The following is a 24534-nucleotide window of genomic DNA, read 5'->3' as shown; positions in this document are numbered from 1 at the left end:
GGTGCCGCGCGGCTTCAGCGTGAGGACTATCACACGTGTTCCCAGAGGTGACCAGAGGGCCGGGGACGGGCGTCCGGGCGCCCTTTCCCCGCCGTATTCGGCGTGTTAACCGGTGGCCTGCGAGCGGCCGATATCAAGGTAGACTGTCGCGAGCCCGATTCGCCTTTTAAAGCCCGCGAGATGCTTCGAACCATTGCCCTGACTGGCTTTGCGGCCTTGGTTGCCGCCTCAACCATCTCGCTTGCGCCGCCCGCGCGCGCGCAGATCGGAACGATTTTCTCCGATCCCGCGCCGCGTCCGCCCGGCTCGATTCCGCGTGGCCAGGTGGCGCCTCCCAGCGACGACGACGAGGAAGTGCCGGAATTGCCGCGCGGCCGCCTGCTGCCGACGCAGCCGCGGGCGTTGCCGCCGGGCCAGGCGGTGCCGCCGCCCGGCAGTGTGCAGTCGCAGCCGCTGGCGCCGCCGCCCGGTGCCACGGTCGCTCCGCCCGGCGTTGCCGTGCAGCCGCCGCAGCCCGGCGGGCCCGCCGTTGCCAACACGCCGCCCGGCGCCAATCCGCTGCCGGGCCTGCCGCCGGGGCAGCGTCAGCCCAAGGGGACTCCGCAGGGCGCGCCCCAGGGCACCGCGCCGCAGACGCCTGCCGCGTTGCAGCCGGGCGATGAGGTCGTGCAGGAGCCGCCGTCGACCAAGATCACCAACAAGAAGGCGAGCTTCTCCGGCCTCGACAAGATCACCGGACGCATCATCAATTTCGACGAGGATATCGGCGAGACCGTGCAGTTCGGCGCGCTGCGGGTGAAGACCGACGCCTGCTACACCAGGCCGTCGACGGAAGCCGCCAACACCGACGCCTTCGTCGAGGTCGACGAGATCACGCTGCAGGGCGAGGTGAAGCGGATCTTCTCGGGCTGGATGTTCGCGGCGAGCCCCGGCCTGCATGGCGTCGAGCATCCGATCTACGACATTTGGCTGACCGACTGCAAAGGGCCGGACCAGACCATCGTGACCGCCGCGCCCGATCCGCCCAAGGCGCCGACGCCGCCTCCGCCGCCGGCCCAGAAGCGCGCGCCGCCGAAGCAGGCCGCGCCGCGTCCGCCGCCGCAACCGCTGCCGCAATACCAGCAGCAGCAGCAGCCGCCACCTCCGCCGCCCCAGCAACAGCGGCCGGGCGGACTGTTCGGCGGATTGTTCGGGAATTGATTGGCACTGCGTAGCCCGGATGGAGCGTTAGCGAAATCCGGGTTCTTTCTCCGCGGAGAGACTTTCCCGGATTGCGCGGAGCCTGTCATCGGGCGCGCGTTCGCGCGACCCGTTGGCTTCATCCGGGCTACGCGATCAACCGTTCAATTGCGCGCGGCGATGATCGCCAGCGCGTCGGCGCCCTTGACCGGCTGCGTAGTGTCGAGCTTGCGGAAATCCGCCGGCGCGCCTGCGATCGCCTTGTCGAGCAGCGCGCGATAGCGGCGGCGCGAAATCTCCACCGCGCCGAACGTCTTCAGATGCTCGGTCACATATTGGGTGTCGAGCAATTCGAAGCCGCCCGCGATCAGCCGGGCCACCAGATGCACCAGCGCCACCTTCGATGCGTCGCGTTCAGTGTGGAACATGCTTTCGCCGAAGAAGGCGCGGCCGAGGCTGACGCCGTAGAGCCCGCCGACCAGATTGTCGTCCTGCCAGACCTCGACGCTGTGGCAATGGCCCGACGCGTGCAGCCCGACATAGAGATCGCGGATGCGCTTGTTGATCCAGGTGTCGTCGCGGCCGGGCTGCGGCGCCGCGCAACCGGCGATCACGGCCTTGAATGCGGTATCGACGGTCACGGTGAACTGATCTGAGCGCACGGTGCGCGCCAGGCGGGAGGCGACGCGAAAGCCGTCGAAGGGAATCACGCCGCGCAATTCCGGCTCGACCCAGAACAGGGTCGGATCGTCGGCGCTCTCCGCCATCGGGAAGATGCCGCAGGCATAGGCGCGCAGCAGCACCTCGGGCGTGATCTCGGAGGAGGCAGAGTCGCGTGAGGTCATGGCGGCGAGGATAGCAAAGCGCGGGCGGTCTTGCGATGGGCCTGCCAGGGGTCGCGACGTGTTGACGAAACGCTCCGGTTCCTCCACAAGCCGCGCCATTCCGCCGCAGTTTCCCGAGACGGACTGCGCGGCCATGCTACATTGCCGCAAAAAGAAGGCGCCGCCGCCCGGGACATGGCGGCTTGCGCGCCTGACAATCAACACAGGTGAGGGGGACGCTGCATGAAATCGTCATGGCGGACGTTTGCGCCGTTGCTGGTCTGGCTGGTGATCTATCTGGTCCCGGTGCCATCAGGGCTGAACGCCAATCAGTGGCACTATTTTGCGGTGTTCGCCGCGGTCATCACCGGGCTGATCCTCGAATCGATGCCGGTCGGCGCGGTCGGCCTGATCGGACTGACGGTCGCCGGGGTCGGCGGCTATGTCGAGCCCGACCCGAACAAGTCGCTGCGCTGGATGCTCGCCGGCTTCTCCGAGAGCACGGTGTGGCTGATCGTCGGCGCCTTCGTGTTCTCGATCGGCTACCGCAAGAGCGGCCTCGGCCGCCGGCTGGCGCTGCTGCTGGTGCGCGGGCTCGGCCGCCGCACCATCGGGCTCGGCTATGCGGTGGCGTTCTCCGATCTGGTGCTGGCGCCGGCCACGCCCTCCAACACCGCGCGCTCGGGCGGCACCATCTATCCGATCGTCAGCAACATCCCGCGCATCTACGGCTCCGAGCCCGGTCCGACCGCGGGCAAGATCGGCACCTTCGTGATGTGGACGGCGTTTGCGACCACGGCCGTCACCAGCTCGCTGTTTCTGACCGCGCTGGCGCCGAACGCCGCCGCGCTCTCGATCGCCAAGAAGCTCGTCAATATCGAGGTCGGCTGGTCGCAATGGTTCATCGGCTTCGCGCCGCTCGGCATCCTCTTGCTGCTGCTGGTGCCGCTGCTCAGCTACGTCATCTGTCGGCCCGAGATCAAGCAGAGCCCGGAGATCGTGACCTGGAGCGAGGGCGAGCTCGCCAAGATGGGGCCGCCGTCGCGGCACGAATGGGTCATGGCGGTGCTGGTGCTGCTCGCGATGTTCCTGTGGATCTGCGGCTCCAACCCCAATGTCAACGTGCCGCTGCTCGGCTCGAACTTCATCAACGCGACCACGGTGGTGTTCGTCGTGATCTCGCTGATGCTGCTCACAGGCGTGATCGCATTCGAGGACATCGTCGCGGAGAAGAGCGCGTGGGAGGTCTTTTTCTATTTCACCTCGCTGCTCACGCTGTCGTCAGGTCTCAACGAGATCGGCTTCATCAAATGGGTGGCCGAGGGCTATGCGAAGCCGCTCTCCGGCACGTCGCCGATGGTCGGGATGATCCTGCTCGTCACATTCTTCTTCTGGATCCACTATTTCTTCTCGAGCATCACCTCGCATACCGCCGCGGTGCTGCCGGTGGTGCTCGCCGTCGGCTCCAGCATTCCCGGCCTGTCGGTGCAGACCCTGATGCTGCTGTGCGTCTATTCGCTCGGGCTGATGGGGGTGATCTCGCCCTACGCCACCGGACCGGCGCCGATGTACTACGGCAGCGGCTATATCGGCAAAGGCGACTTCTGGAAATTCGGGCTGATCTTCGGCCTGATCTACTTTGCCGGATTGTTGCTGATCGTGTTGCCCTGGCTACAGACGATCGGGTAAAATAGCCACAATCCAGCGAGAAACAGCGCCCGGCCGGGAAGGAGGACTTTCCTTTCCGATTCTTAACGCGCTTTGTCCGACCGAAGCGTCCAAAATGCTTCCTCGGATGTGGCGCGCGCGGACTTCAGGGGACACATAGAGCCGCGCGAGCTCGTTCGTGTTTCTTCGTGGGCAAGTGATGGACCAGCATATCAAAGACCCGTTGATCGTGGCGCCCGAGCAAACCAGGCGGCCGTCGCGCGGGCGAGGGTTTCTGACAGGATGTGTCGTGCTGGCGGTGCTTGCCGGCATCGTCTGGTGGACGCGGCAGCAGGCCGCGCCGCCGCAGGCCGGCGGCGGGCGCAATGCCGGGCCGATGTCGATCGTGCCGGAGGCCGTCGGCAAGGGCGATATCGGCGTCAGCCTGAATGCGCTCGGTACCGTGACGTCGCTCGCGACCGTAACGATCCGGAGCCAGATCAGCGGCTACCTGATGAAGATCGATTTCAAGGAGGGCGATGAGGTCAAGAAGGGTGACCTGATCGCCGAGATCGATTCGCGTCCCTATGAGGCGACGCTGGCGCAGGCCAAAGGCACTCTGGCGCGCGACGAGGCGCAGCTGAAGGGCGCCCAGGTCGATCTCACCCGCTACCAGAACCTCGCCACGCAGAATGCCGTGGCGCATCAGACGCTCGACACCCAGGTCGCGCTGGTCGCGCAGTATCAGGGCACGGTCGAGGCCGACCGGGCGTCGGTGAAATCGGCCGAGGTAAATCTGCAATATTGTCGCATCGTCTCGCCGATCAACGGGCGGGTCGGACTGCGCCAGGTCGACCTCGGCAACTACGTGACGCCGGGCGACACCAACGGCCTTGTCGTGATCACGCAGCTCGAGCCGATCAGCGTGCTGTTCACGCTGCCGGAGGACAATCTGCAGGCGGTCGCGAAGCGGTTGAAAGAGGGCGCGGTGCTGCCGGCGGCGGCCTATGACCGCAGCGGCGCCAGCAAGCTCGCCGACGGATCGCTGCAGACCTTCGACAGCCAGATCGATGCGACCACCGGCACGATCAAGCTGCGCGCCCAGTTCGAGAACGACAAGCGCACGCTGTATCCGAACCAGTTCGTCAACATCCGCCTGCTGCTCGACACCCACAAGGATGCCACGACGATGTCGACCGCGGGCATCCAGCGCGGCGTCCCCGGCACCTTCGTCTATCTCGTCAACGTCGACAGCACGGTCTCGGTGCGGCCGGTGAAAATCGGCGTCACCGACGGCGACCGTGTCGAGGTGCTCTCGGGGCTTGTACCCGGCGATCGCATCGTGATCGACGGCGCCGACAAGCTGCGCGAGGGCGCCAAGGTGGTGGTGCGCTCGGCCGCCGATACTGCGAGCCCAGCCGGCGCGGCCAAGGGGACGGCGAGCGGCGCGGCGAATGGGGCCGCAAAGGGAGGCGGCGCTGCTCCCGACAAAGCGGGAGGCGGCGACCATAAGGGTTCCGCGGACGGGCAGAAGAAATGAACCCGTCGCGGCCATTCATCCTGCGGCCGGTGGCGACGACCCTGATGATGATCGCCATCATGCTGTCGGGCATGCTGGCATTCAGATTCCTGCCGGTCGCGGCCTTGCCGGAGGTCGACTATCCGACCATCCAGGTGCAGACCTTCTATCCGGGCGCCAGCCCCGACGTGATGACGTCGTCGGTGACGGCGCCGCTCGAGGTGCAGTTCGGCCAGATGCCGAATTTGAACCAGATGAGTTCGGTGAGCTCTGCTGGGTCTTCTGTCATCACGCTGCAGTTCGGCCTGTCGATTTCGCTCGACGTCGCCGAGCAGGAGGTGCAGGCCGCGATCAACGCCGCGGGCAATCTCTTGCCGTCGGACCTGCCGGCGCCGCCGATCTACGCCAAGGTCAATCCGGCTGACGCGCCGATCCTGACCCTCGGCCTGACCTCGAAGACCATGCCGCTGACCCAGGTGCAGGACTTCGTCGACACCCGCCTGGCGCAGAAGATCTCGCAGCTGCCCGGCGTCGGTCTCGTCAGCATCAGCGGCGGCCAGCGGCCCGCCGTGCGCATCCAGGCCGACATCCGCAAGCTCGCGGCCTATGGCCTCAACATCGACGATCTCCGCACCACGCTCGGCAACGCCAACGTCAACACGCCGAAGGGCAATTTCGACGGCGCGATGCGCGCCTACACCATCAATGCCAACGACCAGATACGCAATGCCAGCGACTACCGCTCGCTGATCATCGCCTACAAGAACGGCTCGCCGGTCCGCCTCAGCGATGTCGGCAACGTCGTCGACGGCGCGCAGAACGACAAGCTCGGCGCTTGGATGAACGAGACGCAGGCGATCATCCTCAACATCCAGCGCCAGCCCGGCGCCAACGTGATCTCGGTGGTCCAGGGCATCAAGGACCTGTTGCCGCAGCTGCAGGCGACGCTGCCGGCTGCGATCAACCTCAACATCCTGACCGACCGGACCGTGACGATCCGGGCCTCGGTCCGCGACGTCGAATACGAGCTGGCGCTTGCGGTGATCCTGGTCGTGCTTGTGATCTTCGTGTTCCTGCGCTCGACCCGCGCGACGCTGATCCCGAGCCTGTCGGTGCCGCTGTCGCTGGTCGGCACGCTCGGCGCGATGTACCTGTTCGGCTTCAGCCTGAACAATCTGTCGCTGATGGCGCTGACGGTCGCGACCGGCTTCGTGGTCGACGACGCCATCGTCGTGATCGAGAACATCTCGCGCTATATCGAGGAGGGCGAGTCGCCGCTGGAAGCCGCGCTGCGCGGCTCCGAGCAGATCGGCTTCACCATCATCTCGCTGACGGTGTCGCTGATCGCGGTGCTGATCCCGCTGCTGTTCATGGGCGACGTCGTCGGCCGCCTGTTCCGCGAATTCGCCATCACGCTGTCGGTCACGATCCTGATCTCCGCCGTGGTGTCGCTGACGCTGGTGCCGATGGCTTGCGCCAAGCTTTTGAAGCCGGAGAGCATGACGCGCGAGAACACCTTCCAGCGGCTCAGCCGCGAAGGGTTCGACCATGTCATCGCGATCTACGCCCGGATGCTCAATTGGGTGCTGGATCGCCAGACGTTCGTTCTGCTGATCGCGCTCGCCACCTTTGGGCTCACGGCGCTGCTCTACGTGGTCATTCCGAAAGGCTTCTTTCCGGTGCAGGACACCGGCGTGATCCAGGCGATCTCGGAGGCGCCGCAATCGGTGTCCTATGCGGCGATGGCCGAGCGGCAGCAGCGGCTCGCCAGCGCGATCCTGAAGGATCCTGATGTCGAGAGCCTGTCGTCCTTCATCGGCGTCGACGGCACCAACACCACGCTCAACAGCGGCCGCATCCTGATCAACCTGAAACCGCACGAGCAGCGCAAGGCCGGCGTCTCGACGGTGATGGACCGGATCAAGGCGAGCACCGCTGATCTGACCGGCATCACGCTCTACATGCAGCCGGTCCAGGACCTCACCATCGAAGGCACGGTGAGCCGGACGCAGTATCAGTTCATCCTGCAGGACGCCGATCCGAACGAGCTTGCGGAGTGGACGCCGAAGCTGGTCGACAAGCTCAGGGAGTTGCCGGAGCTCAGCGACGTCACCAGCGATATTTCGGCGCAGGGTCTTTCGGTGTTCGTCGATATCGACCGCGACCAGGCCGCGCGGTTCGGCATCACGCCGGCGACGATCGACAATGCGCTCTATGACTCCTACGGCCAGCGCATCGTCTCCACCGTCTTCACCAATTCGAACCAGTACCGGGTGATCCTCGAGGCCGATCCGTCGCTGCAGAACTCGCTGGACTCGCTGTCGTCGATCTATCTGCCGTCATCGGTGGGTTCGACGCCGGTGCCGCTGTCCGTGATGGCGAAGTTCCGGGTCGAGACCGCGCCGCTACAGGTCTCGCATCTCGGCCAGTTCCCCTCGGCGACCGTCTCGTTCAACCTGGCCCCGGGCGCCTCGCTCGGCGGCGCGGTGACCGCGATCAAGCAGGCGCAGGCCGAGATCAGCCAGCCGCTCGGCATGATCACGAGCTTCCAGGGTGCGGCACTGGCGTTCCAGTCCTCGCTGTCCAACCAGCTGTTCCTGATCCTGGCCGCGATCATCACGGTCTATATCGTGCTCGGCGTGCTCTATGAGAGCTTCATCCATCCGCTCACCATCCTGTCGACGCTGCCTTCGGCCGGCATCGGCGCGTTGCTGGCGCTGATGATGGCTGGCCAGGACCTCACCATCATCGCGATCATCGGCATCATCCTCCTGATCGGCATCGTGAAGAAGAACGCGATCATGATGATCGACTTCGCGCTCGATGCCGAGCGCAACGAGGGCAAGCCGCCGCGGGAGGCGATCTACCAGGCCTGCCTGCTGCGCTTCCGGCCGATCATCATGACGACGATGGCAGCGGTCCTCGGCGCGCTGCCGCTGATGATCGGCAGCGGCGCGGGCTCCGAGCTTCGGCATCCGCTCGGCATCTCGATCGTCGGCGGTCTGCTGGTGAGCCAGCTGCTGACCCTGTTCACGACACCGGTGATCTATCTCTGGTTCGATCGTCTGGCGCTGCGGTTTGCCGGGCGGGCGGACGAGGTCGGCGAGGCGAGCGGGTCGCGTTGAGCCATGGATCCGTCAACGCCCTTCATCCGCCGGCCGGTCGCAACCACGCTGTTGACGTTCGGGCTTGCGGCGGCCGGCCTTGTCGCGTTCTTCAAGCTGCCGGTGTCGCCGCTGCCGCAGGTGGATTTTCCGACCATATCGGTGCAGGCGACGCTGCCCGGCGCCAGCCCGCAGGACGTCGCGACCACGGTCGCCAGCCCGCTTGAGCGGCATCTCGGTCAGATCGCCGATGTCACGGAGATGACGTCGTCGAGCTCGGTCGGCTCGACCCGGATCACGCTGCAGTTCGGGTTGAACCGCGACATCAACGGCGCGGCGCGGGACGTGCAGGCCGCGATCAACGCGGCGCGGGCCGATCTGCCGACCAGCCTGCGCAGCAATCCGACCTATCGCAAGGTCAACCCGGCGGACGCGCCGATCCTGATCCTGACGCTGACGTCGGACACGCTGACCCGCGGCGCTCTCTACGATGCCGCCTCCACGGTGCTGGCGCAGAAGCTGTCGCAGGTCGAGGGCATCGGCGAGGTCGTGGTGGGCGGCAGCTCGCTGCCCGCCGTCCGCGTCGATCTGATCCCGCAGACGCTCTACAAATACGGCATCGGTCTGGAGGACGTCCGCGCGGCGCTGTCGAACGCCAACGCCCACAGTCCGAAGGGCGGCATCGACGTCGGCGACCAGCGCTACCAGGTCTACGCCAACGACCAGGCCAACAAGGCGGACGACTACAAATCCTTGATCGTGGCTTACCGTAACGGCGCGCCGGTCCATCTGTCCGACGTCGGCGAGGTCATCGACGGCGTGGAAAACCTGCGTAACGCCGGCCTGGCCAACGGCAAACCCGCGGTGCTGATCATTCTCTACCGGCAGCCGAATGCCAACATCATCAGTACGGTGGATTTGGTGAAGGGGCTGATGCCGCAGCTGCAGGCATCGGTGTCGCCGGCGATCGACATCGGCCTTGCGGTGGACCGCTCGACGACCATCCGCACCTCGCTCCGGGACGTCGAACGGACCCTTGTCCTGGCGGTGATGCTGGTCATTATCGTGGTGTTCGCGTTCCTGCGCAGCGCACGCGCCACCTTCATTCCGGTCGTCGCCGTCTCGGTGTCGCTGGTCGCGACTTTCGGGGCGATGTACCTGATCGGCTACAGCCTCGACAATCTGTCGCTGATGGCGCTGACGGTCGCGACCGGCTTTGTCGTCGACGACGCCATCGTGGTGCTCGAGAACGTCACGCGTTACATCGAGGCGGGGATGAGCCCGCTCCAGGCGGCGCTGAAGGGTGCCAACGAGGTCGGCTTCACCGTGCTGTCGATGAGCATCTCGCTGATCGCGGTGTTCATCCCGATTCTGATGATGTCAGGGATCATCGGTCGGCTGTTCCGCGAATTCGCGATGACGATCTCCATCTCGATCCTGATCTCGCTGGCGGTTTCGCTGGCAACCACGCCGATGATGTGCGCCGTGCTGCTGCGACCGGAAACCGGTCGCCACGGCAGGGCCTATCAGATCAGCGAACGCTTCTTCGATGCGATGCTGGGCTTTTATCGCCGGACGCTGACGAGCGCACTCGAACATCCCCTGAGCGTGGTGCTCATCTTCTTCGTCACCATCGGCCTCACCGTCTATCTCTACGTCGTGATCCCGAAGGGCTTCTTCCCGCAGCAGGATACCGGGCGGCTGGTCGGATCAATCCAGGCCGACCAGAGCGTGTCGTTCCAGCTGATGCAGCAGAAGCTCGTGCAGTTCGTCGGCATCATTCAGAAGGATCCGGCGGTGGAGACGGTGGTCGGTTTCACCGGGGGCGGACAGACCAATTCCGGCTTCGTGTTCGTTTCGCTGCGTCCGCTCGACCAGCGCAAGATCGGCGCCGACGGCGTGATCGCGCGGCTGCGCCGCGAGATGTCGGTGGTGCCCGGCGCGACCCTGTTTCTGCAGGCGGTCCAGGATATCCGCGTCGGTGGACGTCAGTCGAACGCGCAGTATCAGTACACGCTGCAGGGCTCGACGCTGGAGGAGCTCGATGAGTGGACGCCGAAGATTGCGGCGGCCCTGCAACGCGATCCGAACCTCACCGACGTCAACAGCGACCAGCAGAACAAGGGCCTGGAGTCCGACCTCGTGATCGACCGCGACGCCGCGGCACGGCTCGGCATCACGGTCAGCCAGGTCGACAACACGCTGTACGACGCGTTCGGACAGCGCCAGGTCTCAACGATCTACGTCGCGCGCAACCAGTACCATGTCGTCATGGAGGTCGCGCCGCGCTACTGGCAGAGCCCGGAGACGCTGAAGGATGTCTATGTCAGCACCTCGGGTGCCTCGGTCGGCGGGTCGCAATCGACCAATGCCGTGGCGGGCACGGTGGTCGCATCGGGGACCTCGGGCGCGACGAGTTCGGCAAACGCCCAGGCCGCGCGCAACCAGGCCACCAATTCGATCGGGTCGACCGGGAAGGGCGTGGCCTCGACCGGGTCGGCCGTCTCGACCAGCAGCGAGACCATGATCCCGCTGTCGGCGGTTGCGGCGTTCAAGCAGGGCGCGACGCCGCTTGCGGTCAATCACCAGGGTCTGCTGGTCGCCAACACCATCTCGTTCAACCTGCCGCCGAACGTGTCGCTGAGCACCGCGGTCGGCAGCATCGAGGCGGCCATGAACCGGATCGGCGTCCCGGCCACGATCCGCGGTACTTTCCAGGGCTCCGCGAAGGCGTTCCAGGATTCGCTCAGCAACCAGCCGTTCCTGATCCTGGCCGCGATCATCACGATCTACATCGTGCTGGGCGTGCTCTATGAGAGCTACGTCCATCCGCTCACCATCTTGTCCACATTGCCCTCGGCAGGTGTGGGTGCCTTGCTGGCGCTGATGGCATTCAAGACCGAGTTCAGTATCATGGCGCTGATCGGCGTCATCCTGCTGATCGGCATTGTGAAGAAGAACGCCATCATGATGATCGACTTTGCGCTGGACGCGGAACGCAGGCGGGGGCTGGAGCCGCTCGAGGCGATCAAGGAGGCATGCCTGCTGCGCTTCCGTCCCATCATGATGACGACGATGGCCGCGCTGCTCGGCGCGGTGCCGCTCGCGATCGGGATGGGCGACGGCGGCGAGCTCCGCCAGCCGCTCGGCATCGCCATCGTCGGCGGCCTGATCCTGAGCCAGGTCCTGACGCTCTACACGACGCCGGTCATCTACCTCTATCTCGACCGGTTCCGCTTGTGGGCGCTGCGCGTCCGCCGCGGCGGCGCCATGCGGATGCCGGGCTCCTCACTTCAACCGGGCGAGTAAATGCCGACAGCTGCAGCGTTGCTTAGTCTTCGAATATTGCGGAAGCCGGTCCGGTTTCGGCGTGTGGCGGCGTTCGGCGGCCTCAGCCTTGGTCTGAGCCTTGGCCTGACCGGCTGCATTCCCGGGGTGGAGAAGCCCGAGCTCAGTCTCGAAGTGCCGGCGAGCTATCGCGCCGCCGCCAAGGGCGATGCCGATGCCGCCGTCCCGGCGCTCGCCTGGTGGCGCGGCTTCCGCTCGCCCGAGCTGACCGGGCTGATGGAATCCGCGCAGCTCTACAATCTCGATATCGCGGTGGCGATCGCCCAGATCGTGCAGGCCGACGCGCAGGCCGGCGTGTCCGGCGCCGCGCTGCTGCCGTCGATCTCCGGATCGGCGAATGCCGAGCGTCAAAAGGTCGCGACGGGATCGAGTTCGTTGCTCGGCGGGAGCAGCGGTACGTTCTCGCAGTTCAATCTGGGGCTGAGCGCGAGCTACATCATCGACTTCTGGGGCAAGAACCGCGCGACGCTGTCGGCGTCGGAAGAGAGCGCGACGGTTGCCCGCTACAATCGCGAGGTGGTCGCGCTGACCACGATGGCGGCGGTGGCCAATACCTATTTCCAGGTGCTGGCGGCGCAGGACCAGATCAAGGCGACCCGGCGCAATCTGGCGGCGGCCGAGCGCATCCTGGCCTTGATCAAGTCGCAGTTCGCCGGCGGCACCGCCTCGCAGCTCGACCTGTCCCAGCAGGAGGCGCTGGTCGCCACCCAGCGCGCGGCGATCCCGCCGCTGGAGGTGACGCTGGGGCAAAACACCGCCGCGCTCGCCGTGCTGGTGGCGCGCGCGCCGGCTGATTTCTCGGTGCGCGGCGGCAGCACCACGCAGATCTCGGTGCCGCGCATCACGCCGGGGATGCCGTCGGAATTGCTCTACCAGCGGCCCGACGTCCGCCAGGCCGAGGCGCAGCTCGCGTCCTCCAATTTCAGCGTCGACGCGGCGCGCGCGGCGTTCTTCCCGCAGATCCAGCTGACCGGCACCACGGGCTTCCAGAGCGCGGCGCTCGCCTCGCTGTTCGCGCCGGGCGCCTGGTACTACACGCTCGCCGCCGGGCTGACCCAGCCGCTGTTCGACGGCTTCCTGCTGGAGAGCCAGCTCAAGCTCGCCAAGGGCCAGCAATTGCAGAACCTGCAGGCCTATCGCAAGGCGGTGCTGTCGGCCTTCGCCGATGTCGAAAAGGCGCTGATCGCGTTGCAGCAGTATACGCTGCAGGAACGGCTGCAGTCCGACGTGGTGGCGAGCTCGCGCAAGGCGTTCGAGGTCTCCGAGACGCAGCTGCGCGGCGGCACGGTCAATCTCATCACGGTGCTGCAGACACAGCAGACGCTGTTCACGGCTGAACTCAATCTTGTCTCGGTGCGGCTCAACAAGCTGCTGGCGGCGAGCAGTCTGTTCCAGGCGCTGGGCGGCGGCTGGACGCCGGCCGGCACGCTCGCGGCGGCAGTGCCATGAGGTCGGTCATGCAGCGGTTCATCACACCCTTCGTCGTTTCCCTCGTCATTGCGCTGGGTATGCCAGGCGGCGCGGCGCGTGCGCAGCAGCGGCCACCCAACAGCATTCCGCTCGCCTTCGGCATGAGCGCGGACCAGGCCAGCCAGTCGCTCGGCGTCCCCCTGAACTATGTTCGTGGCACGCCGGGCAATGAATTGTTCGTCGCGCTGCCCAATGTCCGGGGCAGCGTGCTGTCGCGGCGCAGCGACGGGCTCTATCTGCAATTCGGCAAGGGACGCCTGATCGCCTGGAAGGGCGATTGGGGGACCATTCCGCAATGAGGGCCTTGGCCATGACCGCCATCAGAGCATTGATCGCCTGCGCCGCCATCGCGCTCGGCACGGCCGCTGTCTCGGCCCAGAACTTGTCTCATGACTTGGCGCCGCAACGGCCGCTGCGCTACGGTAGCACCGGCGGCGCGTATTTCGACGGCAGGAACGACGACCGCGATTTCCGCAGCAACGGCTCCTTTCCGGGCAGCTTTGCCGCCGATCCATTCAGCGCGGGCTTCGGCGCGGCGGGCCTGTTCGGCTCGACGCCGTATCACTCCGCGCGGCCCTATCCGTCGCAGGTGATCTTCGGCGCGCCATGTCAGGATTGCCGTCCGCATCGCACGCGGCGGCACCGCGATCGGCCTGATTGAGGTGCTCGGGACCAGAGGGCGCTTCTAGAGCTTGATGAGATTGGGTTGAATCGGCTTGCCGCGATTTCAGGCCACCTCTCCCCGTCGGGGAGAGGTCGGATTGCGAAGCAATCCGGGTGAGGGCGCTTGCTCTCTCGTTAGACCGTAATCCCTCACCCGATTTGCTGCGCAAATCGACCTCTCCCAAGGGAGAGGTGAACATTCGATGCCGCTCGAGCTCAACCTAATCTCTTCATGCGTTAGCTCTTGCGCAGAAGGTCGTCGATGATGCGCAGCTTCATCCAGCCGGCCTTGTCGATGATCTCCCTGCGCAGCGTGTCCTTTTCCATCTCGTATTGATCGCGCGAGCTGTCGCGGCCGCCGCTCGCGGTGATTCCGAATGTCTCGAGCATGGCGTCGTGCCGCGCCTCCCACGCGATCACATGCTCGGTCATGAGCTGCGTCACCGCCGGAAGGAAGCCGGGATGGCCTGCCAGGCCGCATGTTTCCGTGGTCTGCGGATCCTCCGCCAGCATGATCACGTTCCACTCGTCGTAGCCGATCAGATCCAGCTGCGCGTAGAGAAACGCGCCATGCGGCCCGTCCCAGATCTTGTGGTCGATGACCAGGAACGGCAACGCATGGCAGTAGCCGTGGCGCGCCGTCATGTCACGGTTGAAACTCTCGGTGCGCTCCTGCAGCCGTTGGTTGGCCGCAGCAAACACGGCGAGGCGATTGTCCGCCGCCGGCACGATGCTGGCTGCGTCGTCGGGCGCGAACCCCGCATCGCGCAGCATCGGCCCGATCCGCGGATCTTCCCACTGCCTCTTGTGAAAGGCGGGTGCCGCGCCGTCGGCACCCGGTGCCGGACGCAAGGGCTCCTTAAGGTCGCCCGACGCCGCCTGCTTCTTTCCAAAAACCACCCTGCGCTCGAACATCGTGCCGTTCCTGCCAAGCTGGGGGAAAAGCATGGCAAACAACGCCCAGATTTGTCTTAACCGGTCAGGGCAGGCGGCTGCGATCGAACAACAGGGTGACGCGGCCGTTAAGGCCAACGCGAAAATTCGATCAATCCGCGACCGGCTGTGATCTAACTGGCGGCAACGCTTGTCGATTTCGCCGGCGCCGGGGTGACGCGGGCGAACCGCACCACGAAGCGGGTGCCGTTGTGGCCGGGGTCGCGCTCGACGCTGGCGTCGAGCTTGACGGCCATCGCCGCGACGATGCGCTGGCCCATGCCGGTGCCGCGCGGATCGGCCTTGTCGGAGAAGCCCACGCCTTCATCGCTGATCGCAAGCTGCAAATCGTCCGCGTGCGGCTTCAGCTCGACATGGATCGGGCCGGCGCCGTCGGGATAGGCGTATTTCACGGCGTTCATCACCAGCTCGTTGACGATGATGCCGATCGCGACCGCGCGGTCGGGATCGATCTCGACCGGGTCGGCCTTCAGCGTCAGCCGCGACATCTTGTTGCCTTCGGCCGATCGCCTGAGATCCTCGAGCAGTGCCTCCAGATACTGGTTGAGCATCACGGTCTTGAAGTCGTGCGAGGTGTAGAGGCGGCGGTGCACCTGCGCGACGGCGGCGACACGGCCCATCGCATTGGTGAGCGCCGCCTTGACGTCCTGCTGGGTCGAGGAATTGGCTTGCAGATGCAGCAGCGAGGCAATGATCTGCAGCGAATTTCCGACGCGATGGTTGACCTCGCGCAACAGAACCTCGCGCTCGGCGGCGAGCGCGGCGTAGCGGTCGCGCGAGGCGTGCACCTCGGCCTCGGCCTCGTCGCGCGCTTTCTGGATCGCGGCCCGCCGGACCGCGCCGTTCACCGCGACCTGGAGCAGGGGGATGAATTCGCCCCTGACGTCCTTGACCAGATAATCAGCCGCGCCGGCCTTCAGCGCGGTGACGGCAATTGCCGAATCCTGTGAGGCGGTGACGAACACCACCGGCGGTGCGTCCGCAATCTTGAGGATCTGCTCCAGCGTCTCCAGCCCATCGAGGCCGGGCATGTACTGGTCGAGCGCGACGACGTCGATGCCGCCCTGGGCGAGCCGGTCGAGGCCTTCCTGGCCGCTTGCGGCGTGCACGACCTTGTAGCCCGCGCGCGTCAGCCCGCGTTCGACCAGGCGCGCCAGCGCCGCGTCGTCGTCGATATAGAGCAGTGTCGGCGTTGCGCTGGTCATAGGGAAGCTGGCGGCACCTGAATCACGGAAAAGAACAGGCCAAGCTGGCGAATGGCGTTGGCAAAGCTCTCGTAGTTCACCGGCTTGGTGATGTAGACATTGCAACCGAGTTCGTAGCAACGCTTGATCTCATGGGAGTCGTCGGTCGTGGTCAGCACGACCACCGGCGTCGACTTGAGATGCTTGTTCTCCTTGACCCGCTTCAGAATATCGATGCCGGTCATGTCAGGCAGATTGAGATCAAGCAGGATGAGCAGGGCCTGGCCCTTGCGCTCGACCGCGCTGCCATCCTTGCCGAACAGGTAGTTCACGGCCTCTGTACCGTTGGTGAACGGGACGATCTCATTGTTGACACCTGAGCGCCGGATATTCCGCTCAATCAGGCGGGCATGGCCCTCGTCGTCCTCGATCATGATGATGGTGACTGGATCGCTCATGATTCCTTATCCCGGTTCTTGCCTGAGTTCTTGCCTGACCATTTGATAGGCAGCGTGATCGTGAACGTGCTGCCGTTGTGAAGTTCCGATGCTACCGACATGGTGCCGCCCAGTCTGCGCACAAGTGCGCGGACATGGGCAAGCCCGATGCCCTGACCGGGCTTGTCCTGGGTTCCGGCGCGGCGGAACAGATCGAAGATGCGCTGGTGGTCTTTCGGATCGATGCCGCGGCCATTGTCCGTCACTTCGAAGATCGCAAAGCCCAGCTTGGTGCGGCCCTCGATCGAAATCTCGCCGGGGACGCCATCCTTGAGGTATTTGAGTGCATTGTCGATCAGGTTGGAGAATATCTGCTCCAACGCGAGGCGGTCGCTGACGATGTTCGGCAAGGCGCCGACCTTGACGGTCGCATTGGCCTCGGCCGCCTGATGCGCGACCGTCTTGACGATGCCGTCGATCAGCTCGCGGAGATCGATCCGCTCCGGCTTGAATTCGCGGCGGCCCTCGCGGGTGAGATTGAGGATGGCGCTGATCAGGCGGTCCATCTTGGCGATCGAGGATTTGATGAAGCCGAGCGATTCGTTGAAATCGTTGGATAGCTGCTTGTCGGAGCCTTCGAGCTCGGGCTCGGCCACGTCGGTCGCGTCTTCCGGCATCGCCGGTGCCAGCGATGCGGTGCGATTGAGCGTGGCGATGCGCTTGAAGATGTCGCCGCGCAATTCCTCCAGCTCGCTGGTGAAGCCCATGATGTTGACCAGCGGTGAGCGCAGGTCGTGGCTGACGATATAGGCGAAGCGCTGGATTTCCTCGTTGGCCTCGCGCAGGTCGGCGGTCCGTTCGTCGACGATGGTTTCGAGATTGACGTTGCTGTCGCGCAGCTTGGCCTCGGCTTCGTCGCGCGCCCGCGACGATTGCCGCAGCAGCACGAGGGAGAGCGCGGCGAGCGCCAGCACCATGCAGGAGCCGGCGATGGTGACCGAGGAGGCCAGCACCTGGGTCCTGTCCGCGGTTGCGGTGCGCGCCGCCAGCAGCCGATCTTCCTCGGTGCGCATGTCGCGGCCGATCCGGGCGATCGCCTCCAATGCATCGGCCGAAGTGCCTTTGCGCAGGATGTCGACGCTGGTCGCGGCATCGTTGTTGTTGACGCGCTCGATGCTGAGGGCGAACTCGGCCAGCCGTTGCTCGACGGCGGCCTTGAGCTTTGCGGCATTGGCGACCTGCGCCGGATTATCGACGGTCATCATCTGGAGATGGCCGAGCGCAGCCGGGAGCCCTGCCGCGGCCGACTGGTACTCGGACAGGTATTGTGGTGCTGATGTCAGCAGATACGCCCTGGTCGCGCTTTCGGCGCGCCTGACGTCAAGCAGCAGATTGGCAACCTGGCTCTCCACCTCGACGGTATGGACGACCCAGGCGTTGTCCTCACGCGCCTTGTTGACCAGCAGGACGGACGCCACGCTGACCGCGACCAGCACGAAAAATCCCGCCGAAAGCAGCAGGATCTGTAACGTGGACCGGCGTCGTGAAACTGGGGTCACGACGGTCTCTTCGCGAGAGTGGGATTCAATGCGTCCCCGTGGAAAGCCAACAACCCTTTAGTACGTTTGAGCGGGGCGCTGGGTTCCACAAAGTTCCGAACTATTTCGGGGTGTCGGACGGCTGGCCGGCGAGATACTGCTCCAGCCAATGGATGTGATAATCGCCCTCGATGATGTCGGGCTCGCGCACCAGTGCGCGGAACAGCGGCAGCGTCGTCTCGATGCCGTCGACCACCATCTCGTCCAGCGCCCGGCGCAACCGCATCAGGCATTCGCCACGGGTCTTGCCGTGCACGATCAGCTTGCCGACCAGCGAGTCGTAGTAGGGCGGAATCACGTAGCCTTGGTAGACGGCGGAATCGATCCGTACGCCGAGGCCGCCCGGCGGATGGAATTGCGTGATCCGTCCGGGCGAGGGACGGAAGGTCTGCGGGTTCTCCGCATTGATGCGGCACTCGATGGCGTGGCCGATGATCGCGATGTCGCTCTGCTTGGCCGGAAGCTCGCCGCCGGCGGCAATCCGGATCTGCTCCAGCACCAGGTCGATATCCGTGATGCTTTCGGTGACGGGATGCTCGACCTGGATGCGCGTGTTCATTTCGATGAAATAGAACTCGCCGTCCTCGTAGAGGAATTCGATGGTGCCGACGCCGAGATACTTCATGTCGCGCATCGCCTTGGCGCAGGTCTCGCCGATCCTGGCTCGCGCCGCCGCCGCGAGCACGGGCGAGGGGCCTTCCTCCCAGACCTTCTGGTGACGGCGCTGCAGCGAGCAGTCGCGCTCGCCGAGATGGATGGCGCCGCCGCGGCCGTCGCCGAGAATCTGGATCTCGATGTGGCGCGGCTTCTGCAGGTATTTCTCCAGATAGACCGAGGCGTCGCCGAACGCCGACTTGGCTTCGTTGGCCGCGGTCGTCAGCGCCAGCGCGAGGTCGGCCTCGGTGTGGGCGACCTTCATGCCGCGGCCGCCGCCGCCGGCCGCCGCCTTCACCAGCACCGGGAAGCCGATCTCCTTGGCGTTCGCCATGGCGTCGTCGTCCGCCGTCACCGCGCCGTCCGAGCCGGGCACCACCGGGATGCCGAGGCGCTTGGCGGTCTTCTTGGCCTCGATCTTGTCGCCCATCAGGCGGATGTGCTCGGCCTTCGGTCCGATGAAGCCCAGATTGTGGTCGGCGAGTATCTCGGCGAAGCGCGCGTTCTCGGACAGGAAGCCGTAGCCGGGATGCACGGCGTCGGCGCCGGTGATCTCGCAGGCGGCGAGCAGCGCCGGGATGTTGAGATAGGAATCCTTCGACGGCGGCGGACCGATGCAGACGCTCTCGTCGGCGAGCCGCACATGCATGGCGTCTGCGTCGGCGGTGGAATGCACCGCGACGGTGGCGATGCCGAGTTCCTTGCAGGCCCGGAGCACGCGAAGCGCGATCTCGCCGCGATTGGCTATGAGGATCTTGTCGAACATCGCAGCGCCTGACGTTGACGGAAGCTATTCAATGATGACGAGCGGCTCGCCGAATTCGACCGGCTGGCCGTCCTCGATGAGGATCTGCGTCACGGTGCCCGCGCGCGGCGACGGAATCTGGTTCATCGTCTTCATCGCCTCGATGATCAGAAGCGTCTGGCCGGCCGTGACCTTGGTGCCGACTTCAATGAACGGCTTGGCGCCCGGTTCCGGAGCCCAATAGGCGGTGCCGACCATCGGCGAGGGGACGACACCCGGGTGCTTGGCGAGGTCGGTGGCGGCAGCAACCGCGGCCGGCACCGCCATCGGGGCGGCGACCGCATGCACGGCTGACGGCACGGATGCGGCGATGCTGATATTGCGCGCGACCCGGACGCGCAGGCCGGCGCGCTCGATCTCGATCTCGGTGAGGTTGGTCTCAGCAAGCAGCAGCGCGAGCTCGCGGATGAGGACGCTGTCGTCGTTCTTGGAGTCGTTCTTGGACTTTGCGGCTGATTTGTCGTCTGGCTGGCGCGCCATGTTGTTTGATCCGAAATCTCTGTCTGGTGACGGGGAACGTCAGGATTGACGATTAAGTCTTTGCCTTCGCACCGATCCTGGTGGCGAGGCCGATGATCGCAAGCCGGTAGCCGTCGATGCCGAAGCCGCAAAGTGACGCGAAGGCGGCTTTAGCAGTGAACGAATGATCCCGGAAGCTCTCGCGGGCGTGGATGTTGCTGACATGGACCTCGACGGCGGGGATCTTGACCGCGACCAGCGCGTCATGCAGCGCGATCGAGGTATGGGAGTAGCCGCCGGCGTTGATGATGATGCCGACCGCCTTCTTGGCGTGGGCCTCATGGATGAAGTCGATCAGTTCGCCCTCGCGGTTGGACTGCCGGCAATCGGCGGTCAACCCGAACTGCCGCGCGGTGTCCGCGCACAGCTTCTCGACGTCGGCGAGGGTGGCATGGCCGTACGTCTCCGGCTCGCGCGTCCCCAACAGGTTGAGGTTCGGGCCGTTCAGCACATAGATCGTTCCGGCAGCAGCCATTTCCAAGGGTTCCGGCGAAGGGGAAAGTGGGCCGGGTTATAGGTAACAACCGGCCGCAGGGGAAGTCTTTAGGTGAAATCGGAACGTCTTCAACAGCTTCGTCTGCCCTGTCAGATAGCTGCCGTAACCTACGGAAACTGCTGATTAACCAAATCCGGAGGTGGGCGCCCCTCGGCTGTGCTCCCGCCGGCCATCCACCGGCGACTGCGGGCTGCAGCCGCATGCAAAACCCCGCCCCTGAGGGGGCGGGGTTGAGATCGAGGCGAGGGCCCGTCAAGGCACCCTCGCGCCGAGGCCGGCTTAGCCCTCGATGATGTAGACGATCTCGTGGGTCTCCGGCTGCACGATGATGTAGCGGCCGTGGACCAGAATGAACTCGTAACCGCGCCACTGCGGGTAGATCGTCACGACGCGCTCCGGCACCGGGTAGAAGTGCACGTCAGCCGGAATGCGGGTGCCCACCGCCACGTTGAAGTTCACGTTGGTGGTTTCGGTCACATGCTCCGACCTGATCGCCGTCGAGATCTGGGTGCGCTTCTCGGCCGGCGGAGCCGCGGTGGCCGACGTTGCCGCGTTGCCGGTCGTGGTCTGGGTCCGGCTGGTGTCGTTGGTCTGGGCGCGGTTGGTGTCGGTCGGGCTCTTGGTCTGAGCGTTCTGGTTGGTGGTGGCGCCGCTCTTCTCGCGGCTCTCGGCGGCGTTGTTCATCTTGCCGCTCTTGTCATGCTCCTCGGCCCTCATGTTGCCGCTCTTGTCGCGGCCTTCGGCCTTCATGTCCTTCGGGCCTTCCTTCGAACCTTCCTTGGCGCCCTTGGTCGCATCGTTCTCCGAGCTCATGCTCTTCGACTTCTGCGTGTTCTCCTGTGCACCCTTGGTGGCGGGGCCGGACTTCTCGGACTCGGCGCCCTTCATGCCCGATGCGTCATCCTTCATGCCCGAAGAAGACTGACCGGTCGTGGAGTGCTCGGAACCCTTCATGCCGCCTGTATCGCGCTGCATGGTGCCCGACGATGCGCCACCGGACGGTGCAGAGTGCTGCACGGTCGCGCCACCGCCGGCCCCGGATTCCTTGTTGGCGCCGCCGGCGCCCTGTGCATTCGCGAATCCGGTACCGGCGATCAAAGCCGCCGCAGCGACCGAAATCAGAAAGCGGTTCATCATCATATTGCTCCTCGTTATTCAGCATTGCCCGCGCCGACAACGGGAGAGGATGTGCGATGTTCCTGTTGATTTTCGGTTCCTTGCGGTTTGTTTCTTGTGTGAACGCGCGATGAACAATTTGCGCTTCAACCGCAGGCCCAGTCGAACTCCATGCTCGCAAGATCGAGCTGGCCGTTGCCGCCGCCGAAATTGAACCCGCCGAAATGCTCTTCGATCTCGAGATAGGTCGCGCTGTATTTCGGCGTCCACTGGTTCGGAAACATCGTGCCGCCGAGATGGGTGCTGCATCGGAAAGCCGTCATGCGGGCTGAGCGGGTGCGAATGCCTGATGGCAAGCCGTAGCACCAGCCGTGATCGTGGTCGGTGCCACGCTGTGGCGCCGTCTTCAGGAGCGTGAGATCGTAGCCGAGAGTCGGCGGAGCAAGGGTTGGCAGGGCCAGGGGCACGGCGCGCGACTTCGGTTGTTGGTGATGCCGCTTGGTTGCGGCCAGCGCGAAAGCGGTTCGGTGCCGCAAATAAAAAATCCGGCTGCCTGGCAGCCGGATTTTTCGAATGGATGAGCGCTGTCGAAAGGACGATCAGCAGGTCGCCTTGCCGCAGCGGGCGATGCCGATCTTTTCCTTCAGACCGTCGACGCCGACGGCGCCGATCACGACCTGCTTGCCGATCACGTAGCTCGGTGTGCCGTTCATGCCCATGGATTCGGCGAGGCGGAAGTTCTCCTCGATGGTGGCTTTGACTTCGGGGCTTGCCATGTCCTTCTCGAGCTTGGTCATGTCGAGACCGACCTCCTTGGCGACCGCCAGCGCGCGCGCCTTGTCGGCGGCGCCGCGGCCGCCCAGCAGCTTCTGGTGAAACTCGAGATACTTCTTGCCGGTCGGATCCTGCATGCGCACGGCGACCGCGACCTGCGCGGCCTCGACCGAGCCCTGGCTCAGCACCGGGAACTCCTTCAGCACGACCTTGAGCTTCGGATCCGACTTCATCAGGTCGAGCATGTCGGACATCGCGCGCTTGCAGTAGCCGCAGTTGTAATCGAAGAACTCGACGAAGGTGACGTCGCCGTCCTTGTTGCCGAGCATGACGCCGCGCGGCGAGTTGAAGATCGTGTCGGCGTTCTTGGCGACGCTCTGCTCATGCTTCTCGGCTTCGGCCGCAGCCTGCCGCTTGCTGAGTTCGTTCATCGCCTCTTCGAGCACCTCGGGATGCGCGATCAGGTAGTTGCGCACGATGGTCTCGATGTCGCCGCGCTGGGTGTCGTTGAAGCTCTGCGCGGACGCAGTCAGCGGCGCGGCGCAAATGCCGAGCGCGAGCAGGGCGGGGGCGAGAAAACGAAGCGCTGGCATGACAAAATCCTTGTTCGAGGTGGCCCAAAATACGGCACGGCCGTGGGCCGGTTTCGGTGATCGTTGTATGGAACTACGGTTTATTTCTAGTTGTTTTTCTGACCCGGCATGGGCTTGGCGCTCACAATGTCGTCAGCTTTGACCCAGCCGGGCGTGCCGATCGCGAACCGCGTCTTGGCGCGCGAGGCAAGTTCGCGGGCGGTCTTGTTGTCGCCCCGCAGATAGGCGGCCTGCGCCGAGGCAAGGTCGGCCTGGGCATAGTCGCCCTTGCGGCCATAGGCCATCGCGAGCTGAGTATAGCCGATCGGCGCCTCGGGCTCGCGCGCCACGGCTGCGCGCAGCATGTTGATCGCATCGTCGGTGTAGGCCTTGTTGTCGGAGGCGACCAGCGCCTGGCCGAGCAGCATCTCGATCAGCGGCGAGTTGCCGGAGAGCTGCACCGCGCGGCGCAACGGCGCGATCGCCTCCGCCGGCCGGCCGCCTTCGAGCAGTGCCTGGCCGCGCAATTCGTAGAAATAGGGATTGTTCGGCTGAACCTGGATCAGCCCGTCGATCTGCGCGATCGCCGAACGCAGATCGCCGTGCAGATAGGTGGTGATCGCGCGTGCATAGCGCGCCGGCAGACTGGTGTTGGACAGCGGATAGCGGCGGTAGACCGTGTCCTGCCGTTCCATGAAGCCCGAGATCTTGGCGCGCATCATGTCGTGACGCTGCTGCAGCGCCGGATCGTCCTTCTTGTCCCAATAGGGGCTCGAGCGCGCCAGGTCCGCCAGCGCCGAGACGCGATCGACCGGCATCGGGTGCGATTGCAGATAGGGGTCGGCACCGCGCGCGGCGAACAGGCTCTCGTCGGTAAAGCGCTTGAACGTCTCGTACATGCCCTTGGCGGACTGGCCGGTCGCGTTCAGGAACTTGACGCCGGCGCGGTCGGCGTTTTCCTCCTGCTGGCGCTGGTAGGAGAGCAGCGTGCGCTGAATGACCGACTGCGGCGCCGAGATCGCGGCGGCACCGACACTGGAGAGGCCGTTGCCGACGCCGCCACCCGCGGCGCCTGCGGCCAGCGCACCGACGCCGAGCAGCATCGCGATGATCATCTGGGTCTGCGCCTGCGCCAGCTGCTCGCGCATCTTGGCAAGATGGCCGCCGGCCAGATGTCCCGTTTCATGCGCCAGCACGCCGATGATCTGGTTCGGCGTCTCCGATTGCAGCAGGGCGCCGTAATTGACGAAGATGCGGCGGCCGTCGGCGACGAAGGCGTTGAACGAGCCGTCGTTGATGATCACGATCTGGATGTTCTGCTTCTCGAGACCCGCGGCGCGCAGGATCGGCCTGGTATATTCGCGCAGCAGCTGCTCGGACTCGGTGTCGCGCAGCACCGGCGGCCCCTTCTGCTGGGCTCGCGCAGGGACGACGGGACCAACGGCGAGCGCAGCCGCGGTCAGCAATGCGGTCAGCTTGAACGCAGAAGGCTTTAGGGTCCTGGCGCGCAGCGTGAGGCGGAACAGCATGGGCGATCTATCGGCGATTTCTGGCCGCGCCCCGGCAAAGTCCGGTTCCCGGCCCGACCGAGGCAGGCGCGTGGCACAGTCTGTTGTTTTTGCAGTTCTTCTTCACGCGAACCGGGTATTCACTTGGCCTGAAAGCGTTATA

The 24534-nt window shown here is 65.2% G+C and carries 20 protein-coding genes; 8 read left to right on the top strand and 12 right to left on the bottom strand.

Features of this window, described 5'->3' with window-relative positions; translation table 11 throughout:
* Nucleotides 1-180 precede the first annotated feature (180 nt).
* Complete coding sequence (locus ACE10Z_RS26005) at nt 181-1200, top strand: DUF2155 domain-containing protein (protein ID WP_375783308.1); 1020 nt, start codon at nt 181-183, stop codon at nt 1198-1200.
* Between the two features lie 143 nt (nt 1201-1343).
* On the opposite strand, the gene aat is transcribed toward ACE10Z_RS26005, so the two are convergent.
* Nucleotides 1344-2024 (bottom strand): leucyl/phenylalanyl-tRNA--protein transferase, encoded by a 681-nt coding sequence (aat, locus tag ACE10Z_RS26000; RefSeq protein WP_375783307.1) that lies wholly within the window; start codon nt 2022-2024, stop codon nt 1344-1346.
* Nucleotides 2025-2246: 222 nt separating this feature from the next.
* Here aat and ACE10Z_RS25995 point away from each other — a divergent pair, with 222 nt between their 5' ends.
* The 7 genes from ACE10Z_RS25995 to ACE10Z_RS25965 all read left to right on the top strand — a co-directional run bounded on the left by ACE10Z_RS25995 (nt 2247) and on the right by ACE10Z_RS25965 (nt 13752).
* The gene (locus ACE10Z_RS25995; protein WP_375783306.1) at nt 2247-3692 is read left to right on the top strand and encodes a DASS family sodium-coupled anion symporter; all 1446 of its coding nucleotides are present in this window, start codon (nt 2247-2249) and stop codon (nt 3690-3692) included.
* Between the two features lie 178 nt (nt 3693-3870).
* Nucleotides 3871-5190 carry an MdtA/MuxA family multidrug efflux RND transporter periplasmic adaptor subunit gene (locus tag ACE10Z_RS25990; protein WP_375783305.1) on the top strand — a complete coding sequence of 440 codons (1320 nt, stop codon included), beginning with the start codon at nt 3871-3873 and terminating at the stop codon, nt 5188-5190.
* Nucleotides 5187-8294 carry an MdtB/MuxB family multidrug efflux RND transporter permease subunit gene (locus ACE10Z_RS25985; protein ID WP_375783304.1) on the top strand — a complete coding sequence of 1036 codons (3108 nt, stop codon included), beginning with the start codon at nt 5187-5189 and terminating at the stop codon, nt 8292-8294. Before ACE10Z_RS25990 ends, ACE10Z_RS25985 begins: the two co-directional genes overlap by 4 nt.
* A 3-nt stretch (nt 8295-8297) precedes the next feature.
* Nucleotides 8298-11582 carry an efflux RND transporter permease subunit gene (locus ACE10Z_RS25980; RefSeq protein WP_375783303.1) on the top strand — a complete coding sequence of 1095 codons (3285 nt, stop codon included), beginning with the start codon at nt 8298-8300 and terminating at the stop codon, nt 11580-11582.
* The gene (locus ACE10Z_RS25975; protein ID WP_375783302.1) at nt 11583-13070 is read left to right on the top strand and encodes an efflux transporter outer membrane subunit; all 1488 of its coding nucleotides are present in this window, start codon (nt 11583-11585) and stop codon (nt 13068-13070) included.
* 8 nt (nt 13071-13078) lie between these two features.
* Nucleotides 13079-13390, top strand: coding sequence for a hypothetical protein (locus tag ACE10Z_RS25970; protein WP_375783301.1), 312 nt, complete (start codon nt 13079-13081; stop codon nt 13388-13390).
* A gap of 11 nt (nt 13391-13401) precedes the next feature.
* Nucleotides 13402-13752 carry a BA14K family protein gene (locus ACE10Z_RS25965; protein ID WP_375783300.1) on the top strand — a complete coding sequence of 117 codons (351 nt, stop codon included), beginning with the start codon at nt 13402-13404 and terminating at the stop codon, nt 13750-13752.
* A gap of 239 nt (nt 13753-13991) precedes the next feature.
* On the opposite strand, the gene ACE10Z_RS25960 is transcribed toward ACE10Z_RS25965, so the two are convergent.
* The 11 genes from ACE10Z_RS25960 to ACE10Z_RS25910 all read right to left on the bottom strand — a co-directional run bounded on the left by ACE10Z_RS25960 (nt 13992) and on the right by ACE10Z_RS25910 (nt 24392).
* The gene (locus tag ACE10Z_RS25960) at nt 13992-14669 is read right to left on the bottom strand and encodes a hypothetical protein (RefSeq protein ID WP_375783299.1); all 678 of its coding nucleotides are present in this window, start codon (nt 14667-14669) and stop codon (nt 13992-13994) included.
* A 152-nt stretch (nt 14670-14821) separates the two neighbouring features.
* Nucleotides 14822-15913: a sensor histidine kinase gene (locus tag ACE10Z_RS25955; protein WP_207839408.1), complete on the bottom strand. Its 1092-nt coding sequence runs from the start codon at nt 15911-15913 to the stop codon at nt 14822-14824.
* Nucleotides 15910-16350: a response regulator gene (locus tag ACE10Z_RS25950; protein WP_375783298.1), complete on the bottom strand. Its 441-nt coding sequence runs from the start codon at nt 16348-16350 to the stop codon at nt 15910-15912. Before ACE10Z_RS25950 ends, ACE10Z_RS25955 begins: the two co-directional genes overlap by 4 nt.
* Nucleotides 16347-17888 carry a CHASE3 domain-containing protein gene (locus ACE10Z_RS25945; RefSeq protein ID WP_375783297.1) on the bottom strand — a complete coding sequence of 514 codons (1542 nt, stop codon included), beginning with the start codon at nt 17886-17888 and terminating at the stop codon, nt 16347-16349. The genes ACE10Z_RS25950 and ACE10Z_RS25945 overlap by 4 nt, the downstream gene beginning before the upstream one ends.
* Nucleotides 17889-17988: 100 nt before the next feature.
* Nucleotides 17989-19347: an acetyl-CoA carboxylase biotin carboxylase subunit gene (accC, locus tag ACE10Z_RS25940; RefSeq protein WP_375783296.1), complete on the bottom strand. Its 1359-nt coding sequence runs from the start codon at nt 19345-19347 to the stop codon at nt 17989-17991.
* Nucleotides 19348-19371: 24 nt separating this feature from the next.
* The gene (gene accB, locus ACE10Z_RS25935; protein ID WP_375783295.1) at nt 19372-19866 is read right to left on the bottom strand and encodes an acetyl-CoA carboxylase biotin carboxyl carrier protein; all 495 of its coding nucleotides are present in this window, start codon (nt 19864-19866) and stop codon (nt 19372-19374) included.
* 52 nt (nt 19867-19918) lie between these two features.
* On the bottom strand, nt 19919-20380 hold the full coding sequence (aroQ, locus tag ACE10Z_RS25930; RefSeq protein ID WP_342711091.1) for a type II 3-dehydroquinate dehydratase: 462 nt from the start codon (nt 20378-20380) through the stop codon (nt 19919-19921).
* Nucleotides 20381-20680: 300 nt separating this feature from the next.
* Entirely contained in the window at nt 20681-21538 is an 858-nt protein-coding gene (locus ACE10Z_RS25925) for a DUF1236 domain-containing protein (RefSeq protein ID WP_375783294.1), read from the bottom strand.
* Between the two features lie 125 nt (nt 21539-21663).
* Nucleotides 21664-21984, bottom strand: a complete 321-nt coding sequence (locus ACE10Z_RS25920; RefSeq protein WP_375783293.1) for a hypothetical protein — start codon at nt 21982-21984, stop codon at nt 21664-21666.
* A 132-nt stretch (nt 21985-22116) separates the two neighbouring features.
* Nucleotides 22117-22884, bottom strand: coding sequence for a DsbA family protein (locus tag ACE10Z_RS25915; protein WP_298363556.1), 768 nt, complete (start codon nt 22882-22884; stop codon nt 22117-22119).
* Nucleotides 22885-22970: 86 nt separating this feature from the next.
* A complete protein-coding gene (locus tag ACE10Z_RS25910; protein ID WP_375783292.1) occupies nt 22971-24392 on the bottom strand; it encodes a M48 family metalloprotease in 1422 nt (473 codons plus the stop codon).
* Nucleotides 24393-24534: the final 142 nt, after the last annotated feature.

The organism is Bradyrhizobium sp. Pha-3 (assembly GCF_042258615.1).
Taxonomy (GTDB): domain Bacteria; phylum Pseudomonadota; class Alphaproteobacteria; order Rhizobiales; family Xanthobacteraceae; genus Bradyrhizobium.
The sequence above is the reverse complement of the archived record's forward strand: the minus strand, read 5'-3'. Positions and strand labels throughout refer to the sequence as shown.

Coding starts and splice junctions, on each gene's coding strand:
- ACE10Z_RS26005 (WP_375783308.1), top strand. CDS start 181: ATGCTTCGAACCATTGCCCTGACTGGCTTTGCGGCCTTGGTTGCCGCC.
- aat (WP_375783307.1), bottom strand. CDS start 2,024: ATGACCTCACGCGACTCTGCCTCCTCCGAGATCACGCCCGAGGTGCTG.
- ACE10Z_RS25995 (WP_375783306.1), top strand. CDS start 2,247: ATGAAATCGTCATGGCGGACGTTTGCGCCGTTGCTGGTCTGGCTGGTG.
- ACE10Z_RS25990 (WP_375783305.1), top strand. CDS start 3,871: ATGGACCAGCATATCAAAGACCCGTTGATCGTGGCGCCCGAGCAAACC.
- ACE10Z_RS25985 (WP_375783304.1), top strand. CDS start 5,187: ATGAACCCGTCGCGGCCATTCATCCTGCGGCCGGTGGCGACGACCCTG.
- ACE10Z_RS25980 (WP_375783303.1), top strand. CDS start 8,298: ATGGATCCGTCAACGCCCTTCATCCGCCGGCCGGTCGCAACCACGCTG.
- ACE10Z_RS25975 (WP_375783302.1), top strand. CDS start 11,583: ATGCCGACAGCTGCAGCGTTGCTTAGTCTTCGAATATTGCGGAAGCCG.
- ACE10Z_RS25970 (WP_375783301.1), top strand. CDS start 13,079: ATGCAGCGGTTCATCACACCCTTCGTCGTTTCCCTCGTCATTGCGCTG.
- ACE10Z_RS25965 (WP_375783300.1), top strand. CDS start 13,402: ATGACCGCCATCAGAGCATTGATCGCCTGCGCCGCCATCGCGCTCGGC.
- ACE10Z_RS25960 (WP_375783299.1), bottom strand. CDS start 14,669: ATGTTCGAGCGCAGGGTGGTTTTTGGAAAGAAGCAGGCGGCGTCGGGC.
- ACE10Z_RS25955 (WP_207839408.1), bottom strand. CDS start 15,913: ATGACCAGCGCAACGCCGACACTGCTCTATATCGACGACGACGCGGCG.
- ACE10Z_RS25950 (WP_375783298.1), bottom strand. CDS start 16,350: ATGAGCGATCCAGTCACCATCATCATGATCGAGGACGACGAGGGCCAT.
- accC (WP_375783296.1), bottom strand. CDS start 19,347: ATGTTCGACAAGATCCTCATAGCCAATCGCGGCGAGATCGCGCTTCGC.
- accB (WP_375783295.1), bottom strand. CDS start 19,866: ATGGCGCGCCAGCCAGACGACAAATCAGCCGCAAAGTCCAAGAACGAC.
- aroQ (WP_342711091.1), bottom strand. CDS start 20,380: ATGGCTGCTGCCGGAACGATCTATGTGCTGAACGGCCCGAACCTCAAC.
- ACE10Z_RS25925 (WP_375783294.1), bottom strand. CDS start 21,538: ATGATGAACCGCTTTCTGATTTCGGTCGCTGCGGCGGCTTTGATCGCC.
- ACE10Z_RS25915 (WP_298363556.1), bottom strand. CDS start 22,884: ATGCCAGCGCTTCGTTTTCTCGCCCCCGCCCTGCTCGCGCTCGGCATT.
- ACE10Z_RS25910 (WP_375783292.1), bottom strand. CDS start 24,392: ATGCTGTTCCGCCTCACGCTGCGCGCCAGGACCCTAAAGCCTTCTGCG.